Annotated in this window: 21 protein-coding genes; 10 read left to right on the top strand and 11 right to left on the bottom strand. The window is 70.8% G+C overall.

The features are described 5' to 3' along the window. Positions 1 to 8 precede the first annotated feature (8 nt). Both HJC40_RS08080 and HJC40_RS08085 read right to left on the bottom strand, forming a co-directional pair. Complete coding sequence (locus HJC40_RS08080; protein ID WP_249999756.1) at positions 9 to 743, bottom strand: ABC transporter permease; 735 nt, start codon at positions 741 to 743, stop codon at positions 9 to 11. Next, positions 719 to 1,456 carry an ABC transporter permease subunit gene (locus HJC40_RS08085; protein ID WP_249999758.1) on the bottom strand — a complete coding sequence of 246 codons (738 nt, stop codon included), beginning with the start codon at positions 1,454 to 1,456 and terminating at the stop codon, positions 719 to 721. The genes HJC40_RS08080 and HJC40_RS08085 overlap by 25 nt, the downstream gene beginning before the upstream one ends. Before the next feature lie 2 nt (positions 1,457 to 1,458). Between HJC40_RS08085 and HJC40_RS08090 the strand changes: the two genes are divergently transcribed. Next, a complete protein-coding gene (locus HJC40_RS08090) occupies positions 1,459 to 2,463 on the top strand; it encodes an ATP-binding cassette domain-containing protein (protein ID WP_308200869.1) in 1,005 nt (334 codons plus the stop codon). A gap of 49 nt (positions 2,464 to 2,512) precedes the next feature. Here HJC40_RS08090 and HJC40_RS08095 read toward each other — a convergent pair whose 3' ends face one another. From HJC40_RS08095 to folP, 6 genes are all read right to left on the bottom strand, one after another. Then, positions 2,513 to 2,797, bottom strand: coding sequence for a hypothetical protein (locus HJC40_RS08095; RefSeq protein WP_249999760.1), 285 nt, complete (start codon positions 2,795 to 2,797; stop codon positions 2,513 to 2,515). A gap of 31 nt (positions 2,798 to 2,828) precedes the next feature. After that, positions 2,829 to 4,067 (bottom strand): ABC transporter permease, encoded by a 1,239-nt coding sequence (locus HJC40_RS08100; RefSeq protein WP_249999763.1) that lies wholly within the window; start codon positions 4,065 to 4,067, stop codon positions 2,829 to 2,831. Positions 4,068 to 4,204: 137 nt separating this feature from the next. After that, complete coding sequence (locus HJC40_RS08105; protein ID WP_250000730.1) at positions 4,205 to 4,684, bottom strand: DUF3180 domain-containing protein; 480 nt, start codon at positions 4,682 to 4,684, stop codon at positions 4,205 to 4,207. A 35-nt stretch (positions 4,685 to 4,719) separates the two neighbouring features. Then, positions 4,720 to 5,247, bottom strand: a complete 528-nt coding sequence (gene folK, locus HJC40_RS08110) for a 2-amino-4-hydroxy-6-hydroxymethyldihydropteridine diphosphokinase (protein ID WP_249999766.1) — start codon at positions 5,245 to 5,247, stop codon at positions 4,720 to 4,722. Beyond that, positions 5,244 to 5,606, bottom strand: a complete 363-nt coding sequence (gene folB, locus HJC40_RS08115) for a dihydroneopterin aldolase (protein WP_249999769.1) — start codon at positions 5,604 to 5,606, stop codon at positions 5,244 to 5,246. The genes folK and folB overlap by 4 nt, the downstream gene beginning before the upstream one ends. A 5-nt stretch (positions 5,607 to 5,611) precedes the next feature. After that, the gene (folP, locus tag HJC40_RS08120; protein WP_250000731.1) at positions 5,612 to 6,463 is read right to left on the bottom strand and encodes a dihydropteroate synthase; all 852 of its coding nucleotides are present in this window, start codon (positions 6,461 to 6,463) and stop codon (positions 5,612 to 5,614) included. Between the two features lie 341 nt (positions 6,464 to 6,804). On the opposite strand from folP, the gene HJC40_RS08125 reads away from it, so the two are divergent. The 7 genes from HJC40_RS08125 (at position 6,805) to HJC40_RS08155 (ending at position 15,608) form a co-directional block, all read left to right on the top strand. Further along, positions 6,805 to 7,098: a hypothetical protein gene (locus HJC40_RS08125; protein ID WP_249999772.1), complete on the top strand. Its 294-nt coding sequence runs from the start codon at positions 6,805 to 6,807 to the stop codon at positions 7,096 to 7,098. 1 nt (position 7,099) lies between these two features. Beyond that, positions 7,100 to 7,462, top strand: coding sequence for a hypothetical protein (locus tag HJC40_RS08130; protein WP_249999774.1), 363 nt, complete (start codon positions 7,100 to 7,102; stop codon positions 7,460 to 7,462). A 103-nt stretch (positions 7,463 to 7,565) separates the two neighbouring features. After that, positions 7,566 to 11,357 carry an ATP-binding protein gene (locus HJC40_RS08135; RefSeq protein WP_374271313.1) on the top strand — a complete coding sequence of 1,264 codons (3,792 nt, stop codon included), beginning with the start codon at positions 7,566 to 7,568 and terminating at the stop codon, positions 11,355 to 11,357. A gap of 1 nt (position 11,358) precedes the next feature. Then, positions 11,359 to 13,344 (top strand): MFS transporter, encoded by a 1,986-nt coding sequence (locus HJC40_RS08140; protein ID WP_249999776.1) that lies wholly within the window; start codon positions 11,359 to 11,361, stop codon positions 13,342 to 13,344. A gap of 4 nt (positions 13,345 to 13,348) precedes the next feature. Continuing rightward, positions 13,349 to 13,894, top strand: a complete 546-nt coding sequence (locus tag HJC40_RS08145; RefSeq protein ID WP_249999779.1) for a hypothetical protein — start codon at positions 13,349 to 13,351, stop codon at positions 13,892 to 13,894. After that, on the top strand, positions 13,891 to 15,006 hold the full coding sequence (locus HJC40_RS08150; RefSeq protein WP_249999782.1) for a M23 family metallopeptidase: 1,116 nt from the start codon (positions 13,891 to 13,893) through the stop codon (positions 15,004 to 15,006). Before HJC40_RS08145 ends, HJC40_RS08150 begins: the two co-directional genes overlap by 4 nt. Beyond that, positions 15,003 to 15,608: a hypothetical protein gene (locus HJC40_RS08155; protein WP_249999785.1), complete on the top strand. Its 606-nt coding sequence runs from the start codon at positions 15,003 to 15,005 to the stop codon at positions 15,606 to 15,608. The genes HJC40_RS08150 and HJC40_RS08155 overlap by 4 nt, the downstream gene beginning before the upstream one ends. A 2-nt stretch (positions 15,609 to 15,610) precedes the next feature. Here HJC40_RS08155 and HJC40_RS08160 read toward each other — a convergent pair whose 3' ends face one another. Then, entirely contained in the window at positions 15,611 to 16,156 is a 546-nt protein-coding gene (locus HJC40_RS08160) for a hypothetical protein (RefSeq protein ID WP_249999787.1), read from the bottom strand. Between the two features lie 154 nt (positions 16,157 to 16,310). Here HJC40_RS08160 and HJC40_RS08165 point away from each other — a divergent pair, with 154 nt between their 5' ends. Beyond that, a complete protein-coding gene (locus HJC40_RS08165; protein WP_374271509.1) occupies positions 16,311 to 18,899 on the top strand; it encodes an FtsK/SpoIIIE domain-containing protein in 2,589 nt (862 codons plus the stop codon). Next, entirely contained in the window at positions 18,896 to 19,579 is a 684-nt protein-coding gene (locus HJC40_RS08170) for a hypothetical protein (RefSeq protein ID WP_249999792.1), read from the top strand. The genes HJC40_RS08165 and HJC40_RS08170 overlap by 4 nt, the downstream gene beginning before the upstream one ends. Here the strand turns inward: HJC40_RS08170 and HJC40_RS08175 are convergent. After that, positions 19,572 to 19,973 (bottom strand): RidA family protein, encoded by a 402-nt coding sequence (locus tag HJC40_RS08175; RefSeq protein WP_249999795.1) that lies wholly within the window; start codon positions 19,971 to 19,973, stop codon positions 19,572 to 19,574. The two genes, HJC40_RS08170 and HJC40_RS08175, sit on opposite strands and share 8 nt — an antisense overlap. A 183-nt stretch (positions 19,974 to 20,156) precedes the next feature. Next, complete coding sequence (locus HJC40_RS08180) at positions 20,157 to 20,624, bottom strand: MarR family winged helix-turn-helix transcriptional regulator (RefSeq protein ID WP_249999797.1); 468 nt, start codon at positions 20,622 to 20,624, stop codon at positions 20,157 to 20,159. Between the last annotated feature and the right edge of the window lie 111 nt (positions 20,625 to 20,735).

Raw genomic sequence — 20,735 nt, forward strand, 5'->3', positions numbered from 1 at the left:
CCGGTCCGTTACCCGGCCGGTGTCGCCGCGGTGGGCCGGCGGCGCCTGGCGGCCCGTAGCGCACGGGGTGTGACCAGGCGTTGGACGAGCGCGAGCACTCCTTCGACGGCGAGTGCGAGGAGCACCACAAAGAGCCCGCCGGCCACGATCTGGTTGCCCCCGACGCTGATGCCCAGCCCGAAACCGGCGCTGATGATCTCGCCGAGCCCACCGCCGTTGACGAACGTGGCCAGGGTGGTCGTCGCGACCACCTGGACGGCCGCGGTGCGCAGCCCGGCGGCCAGATAGGGGACGGCCAGCGGCAGTTCGACCCGCAGCAACACCTGGGAACCGGACAGGCCCATTCCCTTGGCCGCGTCCCGGATCTCGGAGTCGACCGAGCGCACGCCGGTGTAGGCGTTCGAGAGCAGCGGCGGGATGGCGAAGACGGCCAGCGCGGCCACGACCGGCGGCTTGCCGAAGCCCAGCGGAGTCAGCGGCAGGATGGTCAGCAGGGCCAGCGTGGGCAGGGCGAGGGTCAGGTTGGCGAAGGTGATCACGGCCGACCCGCCCCGCCCGCGGTGGCCCAGCCAGATGCCGATCGGCCAGCCCACCAGGCAGCCGATGAGGACCGCCCAGAAACTGATCTGCAGGTGCTCGGAGAGCCGGTCGAGCAGGCCGCCCGGGTTGGTCCAGTTGAGCGGGTCGTTGAGCCAGACGACGGCTTCGCTGAGGTAGTTCACGAGGCCCGCCCCCGGGCCCATGGCGTGAGGAGGCGGCCGATCCCGGCCAGCAGCAGGTCGAGCACCAGGGCCAGGGCCAGGCAGAGCACCGAGCCGGTGACGATCTCGGCCTTGTAGAAGTTGTTGCGGAACCCGCCGAGGATCAGGTCGCCGAGGCCGCCCTGCCCGATCAGCGAGCCGACCGTGACCAGCGCCACGGTGGAGACCGTGGCCAGCCGGAGCCCGGTCATGATGCCGGGCAGCGCGAGCGGCAACTCCACCCGCAGCAGGCGGCCGAACCGCCCGTAGCCCATCCCGGTCGCCGCGTCCCGTACCTCGTCAGGCACCTGGGAGAGGCCGGTCAGGGCGTTACGGACGAGCACCAGCAGCGCGTAGAGCACCAGCGCGATCAGCACCGACGTGTCGGTCGTGGTGCCCACCGCGGGAGCCAGCAGAGCCAGCAGGGCGAGCGACGGAATCGTGTACAGCACGCCCGAGAGTGCGAGGATGGGGCCGGTCAACGGTTTGATCCAGTAGGCGAGCACGGCGAGTGGCAGGGCCACGACCAGTGCGAGGAGGACCGCACGGGCGGTCAGCCCCGCGTGGAACTCGAGCGCGTCCCGCAGGGTCTCGGCGTTGTCCCGGACGTACTGCCAGGAGAACCACGGATTGCCTGGCCCGTCATCGGCGGGTGCGGCCAGCGGCACTGCGCCGGAGAGCGCAGCGGCCGCCGGGCCCCACGACAGGAAGGACATACGTGGACGCTACCGCGATCAACGAGCCCGGGCGCGACCGGAGCGCGGCCTCGATCACCCTCGAGGACGTGGGAAAGACGTACCCCGACGGCACGGTGGCGGTCGGCGACTTCAGCCTCGAGGTGCGGGCCGGCGAACTGGCCGTGCTGATCGGTCCGTCCGGCTGCGGCAAGTCCACGATCCTTCGCATGATCAACCGGCTGATCGAGCCGACGCACGGCCGCATCCTCATCGACGGGCGCAACATCCTCGAGCGCAATCCGGTCGAGTTGCGCCGGCACATCGGCTACGTGATCCAGAACGTGGGGCTCTTCCCGCACCAGAACATCCGCACGAACGTCGGCACCGTGCCGCGCCTGCTCGGCTGGGACCGGGCCAAGGTCGCGGCCCGCGCCGACGAGCTGCTCGAGCTGGTCGGCCTGGAGCCGGCCCGGTACGCCAAGCGCTATCCGCACGAGCTCTCCGGCGGTCAGCGGCAGCGGGTCGGCGTGGCCCGGGCGCTGGCCGCCGACCCGCTGGTGCTGCTGATGGACGAGCCGTTCTCGGCCGTCGACCCGATCGCCCGCGGCCGCCTGCAGGAGGAGTTCCTCCGGCTGCAGGCCACCGTGCGCAAGACGATCGTGCTGGTCACCCATGACATCGACGAGGCCGTACGGCTGGGCGACCGGATCGCCGTGCTCGGTGAGGGCGGCAAACTGCGGCAGTACGCGCCACCGGCCGAGCTGCTGAGCCGGCCCGCCACCCCGGCCGTGGCCGACTTCGTGGGCGCCGACCGTGGCATCCGCCGGCTGGCAGTAACCCCGATCCGTACGGCGTTGAACCCGTCCGGGACGGCGGGCGACAAGCCCACCGTGGACGCCGGCGGCACCCTCTACGACGCGCTGGCCGCCATGCTGGCCTCCGACGTCGCCGAGGTGGCCGTGGTCGAGGACGGCCGGCCGATCGGGACGGTCTCACGGACGGCCCTCTTCGAGGAGCACAGCCACGAGACCCACCCGGCGTCCTGACCGCGCTCGCTTCAAACGACGGCGGCAGATCCCCCGCCTGTGCGGATGATCAGTGTTTCTGCAGGTAGTCGATGAAGGCCGCGCGCAGCAGGGGCTCGCTCTCGCCGTACCCGTGGCCCTCGAGCTCACGCCACAGCGCGACCGCCTCGTCGACCGTCGGGCCGATCGAGTTGGGCGCGCCGTCGAGCTGGGACGCCTCGTCGGCGTCGGGGAGGTGCTTGAAGACCGACCAGAAGAAGCCGATGTCGCGCCGCTCCCGCGCCCGGGCGAAGGCGCGCTCGCGCAGCTCCTCGGTGGGCAGGGCGTCCAGCTCGGCGAAGCTCGGAGTGGTCATGGACAAAAGCATAGGGGGAAGGGCCGGACGATCATCGTCCTGTGCCCCAGGGACCCGAGTCCCAGCGGTCCGGACGCGGCGTCGTGGACCCGGTCGACCAGGTTTCGGGCAGGTCGGGCTGCCAGTTGGCCCCGTTCGTCGCGGGCGCTGTCCAGTCGGCCGGGCCGGCCGCGGGCAACGGACGCCCGTACGTCTCGACGAGCCGGGTGACGACCAGGCCGGCCGCGAAGACGCAGGCCGCGATCGCGAACAGCGAGATGTCGAAGTCGCGCCGCTCGGCGTAGTCGAGGAACAGCGTCAGGCCCGCGACCGCGAACAGGGTGCCGAAGATGCCGCCCCGCCGCCCGTACGCGCTGGTGCCGGCGAGGAGGGCGAGGCCCAGCGCGATGCCGGTCCACTCCAGGCCGGTGCCCGGGACGACGGGAGCGTCGGAGGCCGCGGCGAAGAGCGTGCCCGCGGCGACGGCGAAGACCGAGGAGAGCAGCAGCGAGCCGATCACCGGAGCGGCGACGGCCATGCCCCGGCGGCGGGCCGGGTCGCCGGCCGGGCGCATCCGGCCCAGCCAGCGCCGCACCGGCGTGATCGTGCCCAGGGCCCCGCCCAGCACGGCGAGCAGCGCGAACCCGCCGAACAGGAAGAAGGCCTGGTCGGTCGGGTCGTAGGTGCCCTGCACGGCGACCGGGGCCACCCGCAGTTGATTGAAGACGACCACGCCGAGGGCGGCGGCCAGCGTCGCCGCCCAGCCGGGCACGTGCAGCACGAGGACGACCACGCCGAGCACGATCGCGCCGGCCGCGGCGAGGACCAGCGCGGGCACCATCGCCTCGACCAGGCTCTTGTCGCCCTGCTCGGCGTACTGCAGGGAGGCGGCCAGAGCGATCGGGCCGAGCGCCAGGTTGGGCACGCCGGCCCGCAGGGTCAGGCCCGCGCCCAGGGCCAGCAGGCCGATCGCGGCCCCGGTGGTGAGCAGGTCGTCGAGGCCGGGACGCTGGAAGCTCTCCGGTTCGAGGCGCCAGAGGAGCAGGCCGATCGCCGCCGCGGCGACCAGCAGCACCACCTCCCAGCCGAGGTGGATGCCGAGCCGGTCACGGCCGTCCTCGTCGGCGTCGGGGCGGCGCAGCACGTCGGCCGTCGTGTCGCCGACCCCGTCGAGCTCCTCGGCCCGCCGGCGCTGTTCGGCCGCGGCCAGCGTGTTGGCCCGGTAGGCGGCCGGATCGGTGGGCGTGGGTTCCTCGGTCTGCCGACGGTAGGTCGGCTCGTCGTACGCCATCGTCGCGCCTCCTCGTGTGCGCCCACCGTGCGGGGAAGGCGCACGCCGAAGTCCGCCGGGCGCGTGCCCCGCGCCCAGAGCATACGGATCCGAGCCGGTCTCAGTTCAAGGCCGGAATCCGGGGCGACCGGGCACGCTCAGAGTAGGCCGGTGGGTCGACCCGAGTCGTTCTCGTCCTTGGAGTCCGGCTGCTCCGGGATGCGGCACGCGCGTTCCAGCCAGAGGGCCGCCGCGACCAGGGCGACCGCCGTGACCACGCCGCCGATGGCGACGGGCAGATCGTCGCGAGCGGCCTGGGTGGGCTCCATGGCCAGCCAGGCCAGCAGGCCGACCGAGAAGCCGGTCGAGATGGCGCCGACCAGGGAGGAGGCCTTGGCCAGGGCGACGTAACGGGCGACCGCGAGCGGGTCGACCCGCGGCGCTCCGGGCTTGCGCTGGATGCGGGCCGCCGTGTTCTGCGCGAGCAGTCCCTCGGCGACGGCCAGCACGGCCAGCACGATCACCGGCGACCAGGGCAGGTGGGGCAGGGTCGAATAGGACAGGCTCAGCAGCAGCCAGCCCACGGCCGCGGCGGCGAGGCCCGCGACGACCAGCACCGAGATGCTGGTCGGGCGCATCGACGGGTCCGACTTGGGCGCCTGTGGGTTGCTGCTCACACCGAGAACTCTAGTGTGAGATCCGGTCGCGGGGTCAGCCCGGCGACGTCGTCGGCCAACGCCGGCGCGGCCAGCAGGACGGCGATCGGACCGTGCCCGGGCAACTCGGCCTCCGGCTCGATGTCGAGCCAGGGCCGCAGCACGAAAGCGCGCAGGTGAGCGCGCGGATGCGGAAGCGTCAGCTCCGGATCGTCGCTGAGCACCGGCCGGCCGTCGGCGTCCCGGACCTCGATCACGTCGACGTCGAGGGTGCGCGGACCGAAGCGGCGCCGGGAGTCGCGCTCGCGGTTCGCCGCGGCCTCGGCCCGGCGGGCCCGTTCCAGCCAGTCGTGCGGCCCGGCGGCCGGGTCCGAGACGAGCACCACGGCATTGAGGTACGAGGGCTGGTCGGCGTCGCCCCACGGCGGTGTCTTGTAGATGCCGGAGCAGCGCTCGACGTGGCGCCCGAGGAGGCTCACCGCCTGCCGGAGATGCTGCGCGCGGTCGCCCAGGTTGCTGCCGAGGGAGAGGATCGCCCGGGTCACGCGCGGCTCCGGCGCAGGGTGACCGCGACGTCGGCGAACTCGAGCGGGATCGGCGCCTGCGGTTTGTGGACGGTGACCTCGGCCGCGGCGACCCGCGCGTCGGCCAGGCAGGCGGTGACCAGCCGGTCGGCCAGCGTCTCGATCAGGTTGACCGGCTCGCCGCCGACGATCTCGGCCAGCCGCCCGGCCAGCTCGCCGTAGTGCACGGTGTCAGCGACGTCGTCACTCGCGGCCGCCGGAGCCAGATCGAGTTCCAGACGTACGTCGATGAGGAAGTCCTGTCCCTGCTCGCGCTCGAAATCGAGGACGCCGTGACGCCCGCGCACGCGCAGGCCGGTCAGCGTGATCTGTCCCTCCACCGCGTTCACTCCTTCTCATTCTCGGACACTGTCCGCAGCCTCGGCGAGCCGGTCGCGCGCCAGACCGCGAGCGCGTCGGCGGTGGCGGTGACGTCGTGGACGCGCACCCCCCAGGCCCCGGCGGCCGCCGCGAGCACCGAGGTGGCCAGGGTCGCGGCCTCGCGCTCCTCGGTCGGGCGCGGGCTCCCGTCCGGGCCGGGCAGCAGCCGGCCCAGATAGGTCTTGCGGCTGGCCGCGAAGAGCACCGGGTAGCCCAGGCCGACGAGGACGTCGAGGTGGGCGCTGAGCGCCCAGTTGTGCTCGGCCGTCTTGGCGAATCCCAGTCCCGGGTCGAGAATGATCTGTCCGGGGTCGACCCCGGCCGCGAGCGCGTCGCCGACCCGGTCGAGCAGCTCGTCGCGCACCTCGGCGACGACATCGGCATAGACGGCGAGCTGGGTCATGTGGCGCGAGTGGCCCCGCCAGTGCATGAGGATCCACGGGCAGCCGACCTCGGCCGCGACGCCGGCCATGCCCCGGTCGGCCAGCCCGCCCGACACATCGTTGATCACGGTCGCGCCCGCCTCGAGAGCCGCCCGCGCGACCGCCGCCCGGGTGGTGTCGATGCTCAGCGGCACGCCGGCCGCGGCCAGCCGCGCGATCACCGGCACCACGCGCGCGATCTCGGTCTCGGCGTCCACTCGCTCGGCTCCCGGCCGGGTCGACTCGCCACCCACGTCCACGATGTCCGCGCCGGCCCGATGCAGCTCGACACCGTGCCGGACGGCGGCTTCCACGTCCGTGTATTTCCCGCCGTCCGAGAAGGAGTCGGGCGTGACGTTGAGGATCCCCATCACGACCGGGTGATCCACGTGCATCAGTGCGCGCCCCGCGACCTGCGCATCCGTCGGCTCAGTCGTCACGCCACGAGGGTACGGCGGGCGTGGTTGTCGCACGTGCGTACGATGTCCGGTAACTCAACTTCATGCACGCCATCACCTTCCGTAACGTTTCCGACGCTTGTAGCCAAGAACGACGGGCCGTACGCTTCGGAACCAGGCATCATTTGCAGGAACCGGAGAGAGCAGACGAGCATGGCAATGCCCGAACGGCTCACTCGACGCGCCGGGTGGGAAGTAGCACGATATGGGCGATGCCGTGAAGCTTCACAACTGCAGCGTGCCCGAAACCCCCTAGCCGGGCACGGGGAGGTTTACCGATGATCGCCACTGAGCTCGCCACGCAGGCAGCGGCCATGCTGGAGCAGGCCACGCTCGCCGCACCCGAACCCAAGGGCATCAACACCGAAGGCATCGTCACCTTCTTCGCCAGCAACATCGCGCCGATCCTGCTCGCCGTCCTCGGCGTGATCTTCATCGGCCGGGCGAGTCGCGGCGAGATCTCCAAGGTGCTGACGAGTTCGGCCATCGCCATCGTGGGCCTGGCCTTCATCGCCGGCGCCGCGACCCTGTTCTTCGTCGGCGACGCCCTGATCAAGCTGATCTTCAACTGAGATGCGGCTTCGTACCGACGACGACATCTATCGGGCGCGCCTCGTATACCTGGGCCCCCCGGGTTACACCCTGCCCATCCACCTGCCGTACGCGCAGTACGGCATGTTCGTGGCGCTGGTCCCGCTCTTCATGTTCGTCCACTACCTGATGACCTTCGAGTTCGATCCCTTCCCGGCCTGGGAAATCGCGCTCGCCATGGTCACGACCTCGTACGTGTTCCGCCACGTCGACCCCGACCGTCCGGCCCGGGTCGTCATCCGGACCGCTCTCACCGACTGGCGCCGCACCCGCGAGCCCGCGGTCGAACGACGCGATCCGAGACTTGTCGCCACTCGCATCCGGGTTCGGGAGGAGTTGGTATGACCAGTTCATTCGCACGCTCCTACGGGGCTGACGCATGACCGGACCCCTTCCGCACGGGCGTCCCCGCGCGGATGCCGACACGCAGGGCAGGCAGAGTAACGGAGTGCGCTCGAACCACTACTCCTCGTCAGAGTCCGCGGAGGAGCCCGCCGAGGAATTCGTCGCCGCGCCGGGGCACGGCGCGGTCGGGGTCTTCCAGTCGCCGCAACCGGTGCGCCGGGGCGGTGGCGCGGTCGATCCGGCACTCGACATCGATTCGCCGTTCCTGGATCTGTTCGGCGGGGCCGCCCCGCCCACACCGATCAAGTCCATCGATCCGGGGCATTCCCGCGCCGACGACCGGCAAACCGATCCCGACTTCGATTTCGACTTCGGATTCGACTTCGACGATCGGCCCGCGGCTTCCGTCTCGTCGCCACCGGCCGCCGAGACGCCGCACGCTCCTGAGGCGCCGCCTGTCTTGCAGACGCCGGTCTCCGCACCGCCTGACTCGCAGACGCCGGTCTCCGCGCCGCCTGTCTCGCAGACGCCGGTCTCCGCACCGCCTGCTTCTTCGCCGCCGCGTTTTCTGCCCGAGGTCGAGCCGGTTCTTCCGCTGCCGGCGGCGCCCGGGCCGGAACCGGTGCGGGGAGAGGCCGCCGAGCCCCGCCCGGTCGCGTTCGCCCCGGCTCCCACTCCCCTCGCCGGGCCGCCCGTGGCCGGCCCCCCGGTAACTCAGCCCCCGGTGACTCAGCCTGCGGTCGCGTTGCCCCCGGTGGACGAGCCGCCGGTGTCGTCCCCGCCGATCGCTCTGCCCCTTGCGTCGTCGGCGCCCGCCGTCGACGCGCCGGTGTCGTCACCCCCGCACACGCCCGCGACCGACTTCGACGGGCCGGCCGAGCGCTGGGCCGCGCCCGAGCCGCCGTCGTTCAGCCGGGCGCCGGTTGGGCCCCAGGCCGACTACTTCCAGGAGAACGGCGGCGGGCCGAACGGCGCCACCGCGGCCGACGCTGATTTCGAGGACTGGCCCGACTTCGACGACTGGCCGCCGACGCCCCGGGCGGGCGCGGCCACGCCGTCCCCCTCCGTCTCCGCGCCGCCGGTGTCGACTCCGCCGCTGTGGCAGACCGTGGGCGGTCCGGCCCCCGTACGCCACGACGAGGTCACGCCGGCGCAGACCGGGCCGGTCGAGGCGTACGCCCCGCAGGCGCCCCCGGCTGAGACCCCTCTGCCCGTACCGGCCACCGACCGCGCGCCGGCCAAGCGCAAGGAGAAGTCCCCGGCCCGGCGCAAGAAAGAGGTGCCCGCCCAGCGGGACATCAAGACGCCCAAGTCGCTGACGCTGCGGCCCAACAAGCTGAAGTTCAACGACCGGGACCCGGTCATGGAGCTCGAGATCAGTGAGATCGCCGGGCACCTGACCTTCACCCAGAGCACGGTCACCGCCTGGTACTTCCTGCCCGAGGTGCGCTGGGCGTTCCGGCCCGACGCCGAACGGGAGGCGCTGCTCAGCGCGATCTCCGAGCAGTACGCCGGGCTGGCCGGATTCCGGCTGCACCTGCGCCGCACCAACCGGCCGTTCCCGGCCGACGAGTGGGCCCGGACGGTCGACTCGTTCACGGCCAAGCCGCTGCCCGACGTGCGCGGCGGCACCTCCTGGTCCGACCACCTCGTGGCCGCCCAGCGGCACCTGCTCTCGGTCAACCACGCCGAGGGGCAGACCTACCTGGGAGTGACGTTCGCGCGGCGCTCGCTCGGCGACACGTTCTCCGAGCGGATCCTGCGGATGTTCGGCAAGGGCACGTCCGACGGCGAACGGCGCAAGCTCAACCGCGCGGTCGAGCAGTTCGACGAGGTGCTGAACGCGTTCGGCATGCGCGGCCGGCGGGTCACCCCGCAGGAGCTGGAGTGGCTGCTGTTCCGTTCGGTGGCGCTCTGCATGGCGCCGCCCGGACCGCTGTCGCCGGTCACGAACGGGCAGTGGGACACCGGCGACCTGCTGGCCCTGACCGAGCAGGTGGAGCGCTACCGGACGCCGTACGGTTCGACCGTGAAGCTCGTCAACCGGATGACCGGGGAGGAACGGCACGTCGCCGTGCTCTCGGTCGGCCGGATGGAGCCGCTGGAGATCCCCGAGAAGCACGAGCCGTGGATGCACTTCCACGAGCGCCTGCCCTGGCCGATGGAGCTCTCGTCGCGGATCGACATCCTCGGCTCGGGCAGCTCGTTCAAGAATCTGGAGCACCGCCTCCGGATGATCCGGTCGCAGCAGCTCGACTACGCCGAGCACGGCATCGACGCGCCGCCCGAGCTGGAACGCCTGGCCAAGCGCGCGCTGGTGATCGGCGACGAGATGACCACCGGCCTGCCGGTCGAATCGGCCCGGGCGCACGGCTGGCACCGCATCGCCGTCGGCGGCGCCACCCGCGAGGAATGCCTGGAACGGGCCCGCCGGCTCATCCAGCTCTACTCCCGGGAGCTGCGGATCTCGCTGCAGCACCCGAAGAACCAGGACCAGCTGGCCCGCGAGTTCATCCCCGGCGAGCCGATCGCGAACACCGGCTACGTGCGCCGCATGCCGGTCAAGCTGCTGGCCGCGGCAGTGCCGCAGGCGGCGTCGACGGTGGGCGACCGCCGGGGCGACCTCATCGGCCGAACCTCGGGAACGTGCCGCCGCCCGGTCTTCCTCGACCTGCACTTCCCGATGGAGGTGCGCGAACGATCCGGCCTCGGCGTCTTCGTGGCCGAGCCCGGCGGTGGCAAGTCGACGCTGATGGGCGCGCTGGGCTACCTCAACGCCCGTCGCGGCGTGCAGGTGACCCTGCTCGACCCGTCCGGACCGCTGGCCCGGCTGTGCCAGATGCCGGAGCTGCGCCCCTACTCGCGGGTCCTCAACCTGACCGGCTCGGAACAGGGCACGCTCGCCCCGTACGCGCTGATCCCCACCCCCGTACGGTCGGAGTTCGCCACCGGCCCGTCCGGCGACCGCGAGTTCGAGATCGCGGTCTCCAACGCCCGCGCCGAGCGCCGCATGCTGGTGCAGGACATCTGCTCGATGCTGGTGCCGCCGCAGGTGGCCAAGGAGGCGTCCACGGCGACGCTGCTGCGGCACGCCGTCCGCCAGGTGCCGGCCGAGGAGACGTCCACCCTCGACGACGTCGTGCGTACCCTCCAGGGCCTCGACGACGACGGCAAGGAGCTGGCCAACCTGCTCCTGGACACCGCCGAGATGCCGCTGGCGCTGCTGTTCTTCGGCTCGCCACCGCAGCACCTGCTCGGCGCCGACGCGGCCCTCACGGTCATCACGATGGCCGGGCTCCGGCTGCCCGACCTCAAGATCGAGCGCGAGTACTGGTCGGCCGAGGAATCACTGGCGCTGCCCATGCTGCACACGGCCCACCGTCTGGCGGTCCGGCGCTGCTACGGCGGCCCGATGTCGTCCCGCAAGATGGTCGGCCTGGACGAGGCCCACTTCATGGAGGGCTGGCGGTCCGGGCGCTCCTTCCTCGTACGCCTGGCCCGCGACTCCCGGAAGTGGAACCTCGCCGCCCTGGTCGCGTCGCAGAACCCGCGCGACATCCTGGGCCTCGACGTGCAGAACCTGGTGTCCACGGTCTTCGTGGGCCGCATCGCCGAGGACCAGGAGATCGCCTCGGAGGCCCTGAGGCTGCTGCGGGTGCCCGTGCACGACGGCTACGAGGCGACGCTGGCCTCACTGTCCCAGGTGGACACGTCGTCGTCCTCGAGGCTCGGATTCCGCGAGTTCGTGATGCGGGATGTCGACGGTCGCGTCCAGAAGGTGCGTGTCGACGTGTCGTACGTTGAAGGTCTGCTGGAGCACCTCGACACGACGCCGGCGGCCGCCAAGGCGACGCCCTCGGCCATTGCGATGTCGCCGTCCGACCTGGAGGTTTGAGATGGTGCGGCGGGGATTGGCGCTGCTGGCCACGATGGCCGTCATGGTCGTGGCGTCGATCGCGTGGGCGGTGGCCGCCCCGGCGGCCTCGGCCGCGCCGGTGGAACTGCCGTCCCGGGCGCCGGGCGGCGCCTGCAGCCTCGAGGAGTGGCAGCAAAACGTCACGGGGTGTGTCGGCCGACTGACTGCTGTCGCCGAAAGCAGAGCGACCTGTCTGAATCCTCCGACCCCGAGCACCCCGGATTCAGGACTTGCTGGATGGTTCGCCGAGCGTCCCGCGTCTTCGACGAAGAACGGACCGCAGGGTCTCTACAGCCAGTACGGGTACGCCGGATACAGCTACACCACGTATGACCTCGAGAGTGGGTGCGCCTCCACTCTGGTCAATCCCGACTACAAGTTCGAGACGACCATCGCCAACGGCGAGTTCATGATTGCCACCGCCGTCATCGGCGCCTCCAATGCCCTTCGGGAGCGCGCATGGGATCCCGCCTCCCTGTGGGGATGGGCCGACACGCTGGTCGACCAAGCCACGAAGGCAGTCTACGAAAAGGTGTTCAGCGTCTTCGGCGTCATCACCCTGGGAATTGTGGGCCTCTATCTGCTCTGGCGTTCCCGACAGGCTGACATGGGAGCCGCCACAACAACTGCCGGCTGGGCGATCCTGGTCATGGTGGGCGTGACGGCCATTGCCGCTTGGCCCGTGCGGTCCGCGAACATCGCCGACCAGAGTCTCGTGACGACCCTCAGCGTCGTGCACGATGCCGTTGGTCCGAGAGCCGCAGACACTCCTGCGGATCTGTGTGATGACCCGACGCCCGGAGCGTGCGACGACAACCGGCCGCCGGCTGTCCGCGCGAGCGACACGGCCACCGAGACAATGCTCTATCGCAACTGGCTTCGAGGGCTGCTCGGATCCGCAGACAGTGAAACCGCCCAGAAGTATGGCCGAGCTCTCTACGACGCACGTTCTTTCTCCTGGCGGGATGCGGAACGCCTGCGGACGAACTCCAGTGACCGCGACGCGACCATCACCGCAAAAAACACGCAGTGGGAGAAAGTCGCCGAACAGATCAAGACCGAAGACCCAGAGGCCTATCAGTACCTACAGGGTCAGAACGGGATGGACCGGATCGGGGCGGGCTTCATCGCCGTCCTTGCAGCGGTCATGTTCGCCATGTTCGACCTGACAGCGTCGATTCTTGTGCTTCTCGGCTTCTTGATCTTCCGATGGGCCGTGATCGCGGCACCGATTCTCGGAACCGTCGGCCTGCTACGCCCAGCGAACTCAGGTATCAAGCGCCTCGGTAACGCCGTTATCGCTGCCGTCTTCAACATCGCGATCTTCGGTACGGGCGCAGCGATCTACCTCTTCGCGGTCGACTTGATCATGAACACGGCGACATTGCCCGGCTGGTTGCAGGTGGTGCTGGTATGGCTCTGCGGCGTGGTCGGCTGGCTGCTGCTTCGTCCTTACCGGCGCATCACCCAGCTCGGCGGCAAGGACGGCGCCCGCACTATCGCCACCGGCTCCTGGCACCGCAACTTCTTCCGGGACATTCGTGCGGCCTCCAAGCTTGACGGTTCCGATGGGGTTGACGAGCGGGGGCAGGTAATCGGCAAGGGCGGCCGAACGGTCTATGTCGATCAGACCAATCTGCGACCCGAGGCCCGCCTCGAAGATCCTTCCCATTCGGCGAACCGCAGCAACCTGTCACCGGCAACCTCAGGCAGCTCTACCGGGGCATCGGCGCCGATCAGGCCCGATGGCAACGAGTCGGTGCGCGACAACCACACGCCGGTGGTCACGGCGCCCGTCGCCGGTGCTACTCCGGCCGCCGGGCAGACGAATCGATCACGCGGCGCTACTGGCTGGACCGAGCCTGATGTGAGCGAACAGGCCTCGTCCTACGCGATCTATCGGCCTGAGACAGGCAGCACCACCGCCGAGCCGGCCACCCCGCGCATTCGTTCCGAGGCCAAGTGATCGCATGCCCCGTTCTCTTGAATTAGGCCTCAACCGGATTTTCCGGTCGCGCTGGGGCGTGGCTGTCGTCCTCGGTGTCATTGTGCTGGCCATTGTCGGCCTCGCCCGATTGTTCTCCGACGGCGACGACTCGCAGCCCTCACTCGGCACGGCGTCGCCGGGCCCGGTGGTCAGTGTCGACCCGAAGGACGACGACAGCATCGTCAACACGGAGCCGCCCCCCAGCCCGTCGACCACCCCTGGGAGGGCGAAGCCGGAAGCCGTCGCTTACGCCTTCGCGTCCGCGTGGGTCGATCACCAGAACGTCACCCCGAAGGCCTGGCGCGCTCAACTGCTGCCAAACTCCACAACGAAAATCGCCGACGAACTCGAGGGAGTGGACCCGGCCGGTGTCCCGGCCGAGCGCGTCATCGGCCGTCCCAGCCTCGTGCCGGTCAGCGAGACCGTTGTGAACGCGGTCGTCACGATGGACACCGGGAAGCTCGGCTTGCGCCTGGTTGCCCCCGATGGGCACTGGCGTGTCGACGGGATCGACTGGAACCCGGCGTGAGCGTTCCTCGGCCGCGAAAGATAGTCCTCCTCGTCGCCATCGTCGCGACGCTGACCCTGCTGTGCTGTGGCGGTAGCGTCACTGCTTTGTTCATGAGCGGCTTCACCGACGAGGGCCAGAACAACCTCAACTCTGCGCTCGGCTGCGGCAAGGGCGGGCCGGTTGATCCCGACACCAAGCTCCCCCGCATTCGACCGTACGGTGCGGAGCAGATCCGGAACGCTGCCGTCATCATCAACGTGGGCGCTGACCTTAAGATGCCGCCCCGCGCGTGGGTCATCGCGGTAGCCACGGCGATGCAAGAATCCAGGCTCAACAATCTAGGCCATCTGGGTGCTCGAAACGACCACGATTCGCAGGGCCTGTTCCAGCAGCGGCCGAGCTCCGGTTGGGGCTCGGCGACGCAGGTCCGTAACCCGGTCTACGCGTCGACGAAGTTCTACAACAAGCTCAAGACGATTCCGGGCTGGGAGAGGATGTCGCTCACGCGCGCCGCTCAGCGTGTGCAGATCAGCGCCTACCCGGACGCCTATGCCAAGCACGAGCCGACCGCGACTCAGATCGTCAACCAACTCGCTGACGGTGCGGCGAACGCGGCCGGCGATTCGCTGGAGATGGTCTGCGCCTCGGGCGAGCAGATCGCCGCTTCCGGCTGGACTCGGCCGGTCGGTGCGGTCGTCGGCTCCGGGTTCCGCACGGCGTCGCGTCCCACTCACCAAGGCGTTGATCTGATCGCTGGAAAGCAGACCCCGATCACGGCCGCGGCCAGCGGCATCGTTTCCAGGGTCAAGTGCGACGAGGACCACAACGGGCGGCAGACCTGCAACGTCGACGGCTACCCGGGTAAGGGTGGATGCGGTTGGATGGTGGAGATCCAGCACGCTGGGAACGTCATGACGAGGTACTGCCACCTGATCGTGAGACCGTTCGTCCGGGAAGGCCAGGAGGTCACGGCCGGCGAGGTCATCGGCCGGGTGGGCAGCAGCGGCAACTCGTCGGGCCCGCACCTGCATTTCGAGGTGCACCTCAACAACGACCGGTCGAGTGCCGGCGCCATCGACCCGGTCCGTTTCATGCGCGAGCAAGGCAGTCCGTTGGGAGGCGCGGGATGAGCGGCGAGTCACTGCCCGACCCGTTCGCCGGACACCCCGAGTGGGAACTGAATCCGCCTCGTCCGGTGGTGCCGACACCCGCGACCATGACGGGACAACTCCGGGGCCGACGAGTCCTGATCGGGCTACCTGGACATGGATGGCGCTCAGACCTTCGAGCGGATGAGAAAGTCGTCCAAGGCAGCCGCACTTACGTGCCGATCATGCCCGAGGGCGAGTGGTACAGGGCCGAAGCCGAGCAGACCGAGATTTTCGCTCCGCTGGTGCCGGTCGAGCGGGTATGGGTCGAGGAATACGGCGTAGCAGGCATCTCCCTACGCGTTGATGACATGACATCGAGGCTCGTTTCGCTGGACGAACCACCGCGACGCTCTGCGCAAGCCGCACTGGACGCGCACTCCCTGTCGGGACGCCGCGTCGTGCGTTTGCGAGAGGACGGCACCGAGGAGCGTGACCTGCGGGCAGTCACGGAGATCCATACCAACAGCGAGGGAAGTGTCTGCGCTCGCGTAACGAAGGAACTCGATTGGTATCGCTGGGGTTGGAGCGGCCATGCACCGCGGACCCTGGAGGTCGCGGTGCATATTCTCTGGCTCGAATGAGGTCAGGACCGTTTGGTTGCCCCGCAGACTCGCCAACCGTTTTGATCGGTCAGCTCGAAGGACCACGGCTCTGTGCGACTGCTGGTTTGCGCACCGTTCTTCGAGCCCGCGATCACGAGATCAACGCTTACGGACGTCGCGTTTCCCGATACAGGGCCTACGATCAGCGACTCCCAGACAACAGAGACTGATGACCCGAATCGCTTTTCTCTGTTGATGATCTCGGCGCGGAGGGCGGCTAGCTGGTCCAGCCGAGCCCCGCTGCTGCAGGTATACAGCGCCGTCTCTTCGTCGTTGCGATTCCCCAGGTATGCCCGTAGGAAGCTCGACGTCACCTGGTCGGGTTCGGCGCGTTCGACTTTTGTTTCTTCGTCGTAGAGCAGCACGGCGATACCGGCGCCGCCGAGGCAGAGGAGGCTCAGTACCCCCGCGCCCAGTGCCAACCACAACCGGAGTCGGCGGTTGCGGCGTTTCGGCGGCTCGCCCGGTGGGGTCGATGCGCCCGGTTCGGGGGGCATCGGTCCGGTTCCGGGCTCCTGCGGCTGCACACATACGACAGTAGTGCCTCCGCACACGGGTCACCCCAACCGCACCCTGGGCGGGACGATCCGTACGACGCGGACATCGATCCGGGCACCGGGATCGCGAAGCCCGCCGCCGTCTGGGATAAGTTTTACCCGCACACAGGAGGTGGGAGCGGTGGTGGATTCGGCTTTGCGGGTCCAGCAGGCTGCCGCTTTGCACCGGCAGGCGGTTGCTCTGACCGACGCCGCCTCGTCCGCGCTCGACGCCGAGACCGCCGGCAGCGACCCGCTCGAGCAGCACCGCATCGCCGAGGAGTTGCGGGCCGCGGCCGGCGCGCTGGCTCCCGGCTGGCTCGGGTCGCCGCTCGACGCGCAGTCGGCCACGACGCCGCTGGGCGGTGTCTATCCGCCGCAGTTCGTCCGGCTCGGGGTCGCCCAGCCGCTCGACGACGCCCGGTTCCCGGCCATCATCCCGCTGCTCGGCACCGGCCACCTGACGATCGACGCCACCGCCACCGACGCGCGCGTCTTCGGTCTGCTCCGCTCGATCCTGCTGCGTCTGCTGGCCGCCGCGCCGGCCGGGTCGCTGCTGGTGCGCGCGGTCGACGGCACCGGCGGCGGTGAGGTCTTCGCGCCGTTCGCCGACCTGCGGGACGCGGGTCTGTTGTCGCCGTCGGCCACCGACCGGCAGGGGCTGCGGGAGGTGCTGGCCGAGGCCGAGAAGTGGTTGCGGCCGGGCCGCGGGGCCGCCCCCCGGCGGAGTCGTCGTGACCGCATGATGCTGGTCGTGATCGCCAGCCTGCCCGAGCTGACCGAGGGCGAGGAGTTGCGCCGCATCGCCGCGCTCGCGCAGCAGGGCCCCGATTCGGGCCTGCATCTGATCGTGGCGGGCTGGCCGCCGCCCCCGCTGACCGCGGAGACCACCCAGGCGCCGCTGCCCCGCACGACGATGGTGTCGGTCCGCAACCCGTACGCGGTCATCGGCGATCCGCCCGGCTCGACCTTCGGCTCCACGCCGGACGTCTCGTGGCTGAACGCCCCGGTCTTCCTCGACGAGGATCCGCCGCCTCACCTGGTCGAGGCCGTGTGCCGCGAGCTGGTCGCCCATTCGGCCGCCGCGTCCCGGGTGACACTGGCCGATCTCTTACCCGAGCCGAGCGACCAGCTGTGGGCCGCCGACGGCGGTGAGGGGCTGAGCACGGTCGTCGGTCATGACGGGGACACCCCGCTGGCGTTGCGCTTCAACGACCTCACCCCACATTGGATGGTCGGTGGCCGCTCGGGGGCGGGCAAGACGGCTTTCCTCGTCAACGTGCTCTACGGGCTGTGTGCCCGCTACAGCCCGGCCGAGCTGGCGCTCTACCTCCTCGATTTCAAGGAGGGGGTGACTTTCGCCGAGTTCGTGCCGACCCAGCGCGACCGTACGTGGCTGCCGCAGGCCCGTGCCGTCGGCGTCGAGGCCGACCGGGAGTACGGCCTGGCCGTGCTCCGTGAGCTGAACGCCGAGATGTCGCGCCGGTCCATCGCGTACGAGAGGGCCGGGGTCTCGCGTCTCACCGAGCTGCGCGCCGCGGCGGCCGAGGACGGCCTGAAACGTCCGCTGCCGCGCATCCTGTGCGTGATCGACGAGTTCCCGGTGCTGCTCGCCGGCAACGACCCGGTGGCGACCGAGGCGACCGCGCTGCTCGAGTCGCTGGCCCGCACCGGCCGCTCGTGCGGCATCCACCTGGTGCTGGCCAGCCAGAACATCGCCGGGCTGGAGGCGCACTACGCCAAGCGCGATTCTTTCTTCGGCCAGTTCCCGGTACGCATCGCGTTGCCGGGCGGCGGCGACGTGCTGGAGCCGGCCAACGACTCGGCGGCGGGCCTGCCCCTGGGCACCGCGGTGGTCAACACGGCCGGCGGCCTGGGCGGGCCGCGGGGCGCCACCCGGGGTCACGAGCGCATCATCCGCTTCCCCGACCCGCACGCCGACAACGATCTGCTGAGCGACCTGCGGCACCGGCTGTGGGGCGGGCGTGATCCCGAGTCGCAGCCGCCGCGGGTCTTCGCCGGCTACGCCCACCAGCACCTGGCCGACGACCCGACCTACCGGGTCGCGCTGGCCGGCCGGGGCGCGCAGCCCGCGGCCCTGGTGGGCCGGCTGCTCGACGTCGGCCTGACCACCGCGTCGTTCCCGCTCGACCCGGCCCCGGGACGGCACCTCGCCATCTTCGGGACGCAGGCGTCGGCGTCCGAGGTGCTCGACGCCGCCGCTCGCAGCGTCGCCGCGTTCCACCAGCCCCGTACGGCCCGGTTCATCATCGCCTCGCTCGTCGCCGAGGGTGACCGCCTGGCCGAGGCGCTCGCGACCGAGATCGGTCACCGGCAGGAGGTGGCGCTGGTCAACGCGGCCGGCCTGGCCGCCGAGCTCGATCCCGATCGGCCCGGCTATCGCGTGGTGTTCGGCATGGACGCGACGGCTCCCGGCAGCCTGCCCGGGTTGCCCGCGCTGCTCCGTGACGGCCCGGCCCAAGGTGCCCACCTGCTGTCCTGGTGGCGTGACCCGCACCGGTTCACCGACGAGGCCGGCGGCCGTGACGACGTCGGCGGTCTGCTCTTCCTCAACCTGCCTCCGGCCGAGGTGGCGGCGATGATCGGCCGGCCGGTCACGTGGCTGCCCCGGCCCAACCGGGCGCTGCTGCACGACCGGCGGGACGGGCGCACGGTCACGGTCGTACCGTTCCTGGACCCGGGTGTGCCCGGCGATCAGGGTGACCTCCCGTGACCGACCAGCAGCAAGCCACCGGTGCGGTCCCGGCTCAGCCGACTCCTCCGGCGCCGGGTCCCTGGGCCGACTACCTGGCCACCGCGCAACGGCTGGACGCGGTGCGCCGCGCCGCCAGCGCGGCCGCGACCGAGCATCAGGCCGCGGTCACGTCCGCGAGGCTCGAGCTTTCCGCCGTACGAGCCCGGCTCGTGGCCCAGGAGGCCCGGCTGAGCCGCGAACTGGCCGTGCCGCCGGCCGAGCTCACGCCGCTGCCCGTCGACCGCGAGGTGGCCGCACGGGCCGCCGCCGGGGGGCCGGCCGCGGCGCTGGCCGCGCTGCAACAGGCCCGCCGCACCGCCGAGGCCGGCGACGCCCTGCTGACCGAGGCGGTCCCGGCCCGGCGATGGCGCCCGTGGGCCCGGAACCTGCTGATCTACGGCCCGTTCGCGGCGGTCGTGCTGATCGTTCAGATCGTGCTCTACCTGGTCGCGTCGCCGGGGTCGGTGCCGACCTACGCGCTGCTGTGTGGTCTCAGCATGCCGGTGCTGGCTTTCGGACTGGGCTGGGTCACCATCGGCTTCGTCTACGGCGGCGATCCCGAGGGCGTCGACCGGACCCCGATCGTCGGCGCCGTCGCCTGCCTGACCCCGGTCCTGCTGACCTGCATGGGCGTCGGCCTGACGTCGTTCCTCAACTGAGCGCGGCCGTCAGGTCGATCTCGACGAGCTGGCCTCCGAAGCCCAGCGCGGCCACTCCGAGCAGCGTCGAGGCGGTGGAGAAGGCGGGCCCGAGCGGCGACGCGACGAGCCGGTCCCAGACCGCCGCCAGCACCGCCGTCTCCGAGCTGACCACATAGATCACCGATCGCACCACATCGTCCGGCGTGGCCCCGGCGGCCTCGAGCACGGCGAGGCAGTTGGTGATCACCTGGTCGGTCTGCGCGTCGAAGTCACCGGCCTCGCCCACCACGTTGCCGTCGAGATCGAGCGGGCATTGCCCGGCCAGGTGGGCGAGCCGCCCGGCCGGCGAGATCGTGATGTGCGAGTAGCCCGGCGGCTGATGGACGGTGTCGGGGTTGAGCTTTTCCAGCATCCGGCCAGTATCGCGACGCCTTCGAGAGGCGGGCCGATAAGGCGCCTCGGCCGATCAGGCGCGTCGGCCCGGCCCGGCAGCTCCTCCAGGGCGGGCCGGTAGCGGCCCGCCGGTAGCGGCCCGCCGGTGGTGTGTGGCCGGGCCGGCCGTGGCGTGCCGGTAAGTGAATCAGGGTCGCGGGCCTCAACCGAACCATCCCGGCACGTCGACGGGGAAGCCGGCCGCCGGTACGACCGTCCGCAGGGACGACTCGACCTGGACGACCCGCTCGTGGCCGAGCGTGGCGACCCATCGCGCGCGCAGGCTGTCGAAGATCTCGGCCGATCGGGTCAGCACGTCGAGCCCGCGCGGGGTGAGGCGGATGAGCTTGCGGCGCGCGTCGGCCGGGTCGTCGGCGCGTTCGACGTAGCCCAGGGCGGCCAACCGGTCGACGGTCTTGCCCGCCGCCTGCTTGGAGACGCCGAGCCGCCGGCCGATCTCGCTGGCCGAGGCGCCGCGCGGTCCGATGGCCTGCAACGCGAAGCCGTGCACCGGCCGGACGTCGGGATGCCCTTGCTGAGCCAGTTCGGCGTGCAACTCGTCGATGAGCGAACGGAAACCCGCGAAGAGCAGGAGCGGCAGCTCAAAACCGGGAGGGTCGGCCTCGGTCATGCCGCTGACCGCTCTGGGCCGGCATCGTCGTGCGCCGGTGCCCGGCCGGAACCACCGGCCCCTTGGCGAACTCGACAACCTGGTTTACGGTATTGGTCAACCACGTTGACG

The organism is Actinoplanes sp. M2I2 (assembly GCF_023544445.1).
GTDB lineage: Bacteria > Actinomycetota > Actinomycetes > Mycobacteriales > Micromonosporaceae > Actinoplanes.

What these genes read in the sequence shown, in the direction of transcription:
- folP (WP_250000731.1), bottom strand. Translation starts at nt 6,463, where the DNA reads ATGCACGTGGATCACCCGGTCGTGATGGGGATCCTCAACGTCACGCCC.
- HJC40_RS08155 (WP_249999785.1), top strand. Translation starts at nt 15,003, where the DNA reads ATGAGCGGCGAGTCACTGCCCGACCCGTTCGCCGGACACCCCGAGTGG.
- HJC40_RS08085 (WP_249999758.1), bottom strand. Translation starts at nt 1,456, where the DNA reads ATGTCCTTCCTGTCGTGGGGCCCGGCGGCCGCTGCGCTCTCCGGCGCA.
- HJC40_RS08105 (WP_250000730.1), bottom strand. Translation starts at nt 4,684, where the DNA reads ATGCGCCCGACCAGCATCTCGGTGCTGGTCGTCGCGGGCCTCGCCGCC.
- HJC40_RS08180 (WP_249999797.1), bottom strand. Translation starts at nt 20,624, where the DNA reads ATGACCGAGGCCGACCCTCCCGGTTTTGAGCTGCCGCTCCTGCTCTTC.
- HJC40_RS08145 (WP_249999779.1), top strand. Translation starts at nt 13,349, where the DNA reads ATGCCCCGTTCTCTTGAATTAGGCCTCAACCGGATTTTCCGGTCGCGC.
- HJC40_RS08080 (WP_249999756.1), bottom strand. Translation starts at nt 743, where the DNA reads ATGGGCCCGGGGGCGGGCCTCGTGAACTACCTCAGCGAAGCCGTCGTC.
- HJC40_RS08140 (WP_249999776.1), top strand. Translation starts at nt 11,359, where the DNA reads ATGGTGCGGCGGGGATTGGCGCTGCTGGCCACGATGGCCGTCATGGTC.
- HJC40_RS08175 (WP_249999795.1), bottom strand. Translation starts at nt 19,973, where the DNA reads ATGCTGGAAAAGCTCAACCCCGACACCGTCCATCAGCCGCCGGGCTAC.
- HJC40_RS08130 (WP_249999774.1), top strand. Translation starts at nt 7,100, where the DNA reads ATGCGGCTTCGTACCGACGACGACATCTATCGGGCGCGCCTCGTATAC.
- HJC40_RS08125 (WP_249999772.1), top strand. Translation starts at nt 6,805, where the DNA reads ATGATCGCCACTGAGCTCGCCACGCAGGCAGCGGCCATGCTGGAGCAG.
- HJC40_RS08100 (WP_249999763.1), bottom strand. Translation starts at nt 4,067, where the DNA reads ATGGCGTACGACGAGCCGACCTACCGTCGGCAGACCGAGGAACCCACG.
- HJC40_RS08095 (WP_249999760.1), bottom strand. Translation starts at nt 2,797, where the DNA reads ATGACCACTCCGAGCTTCGCCGAGCTGGACGCCCTGCCCACCGAGGAG.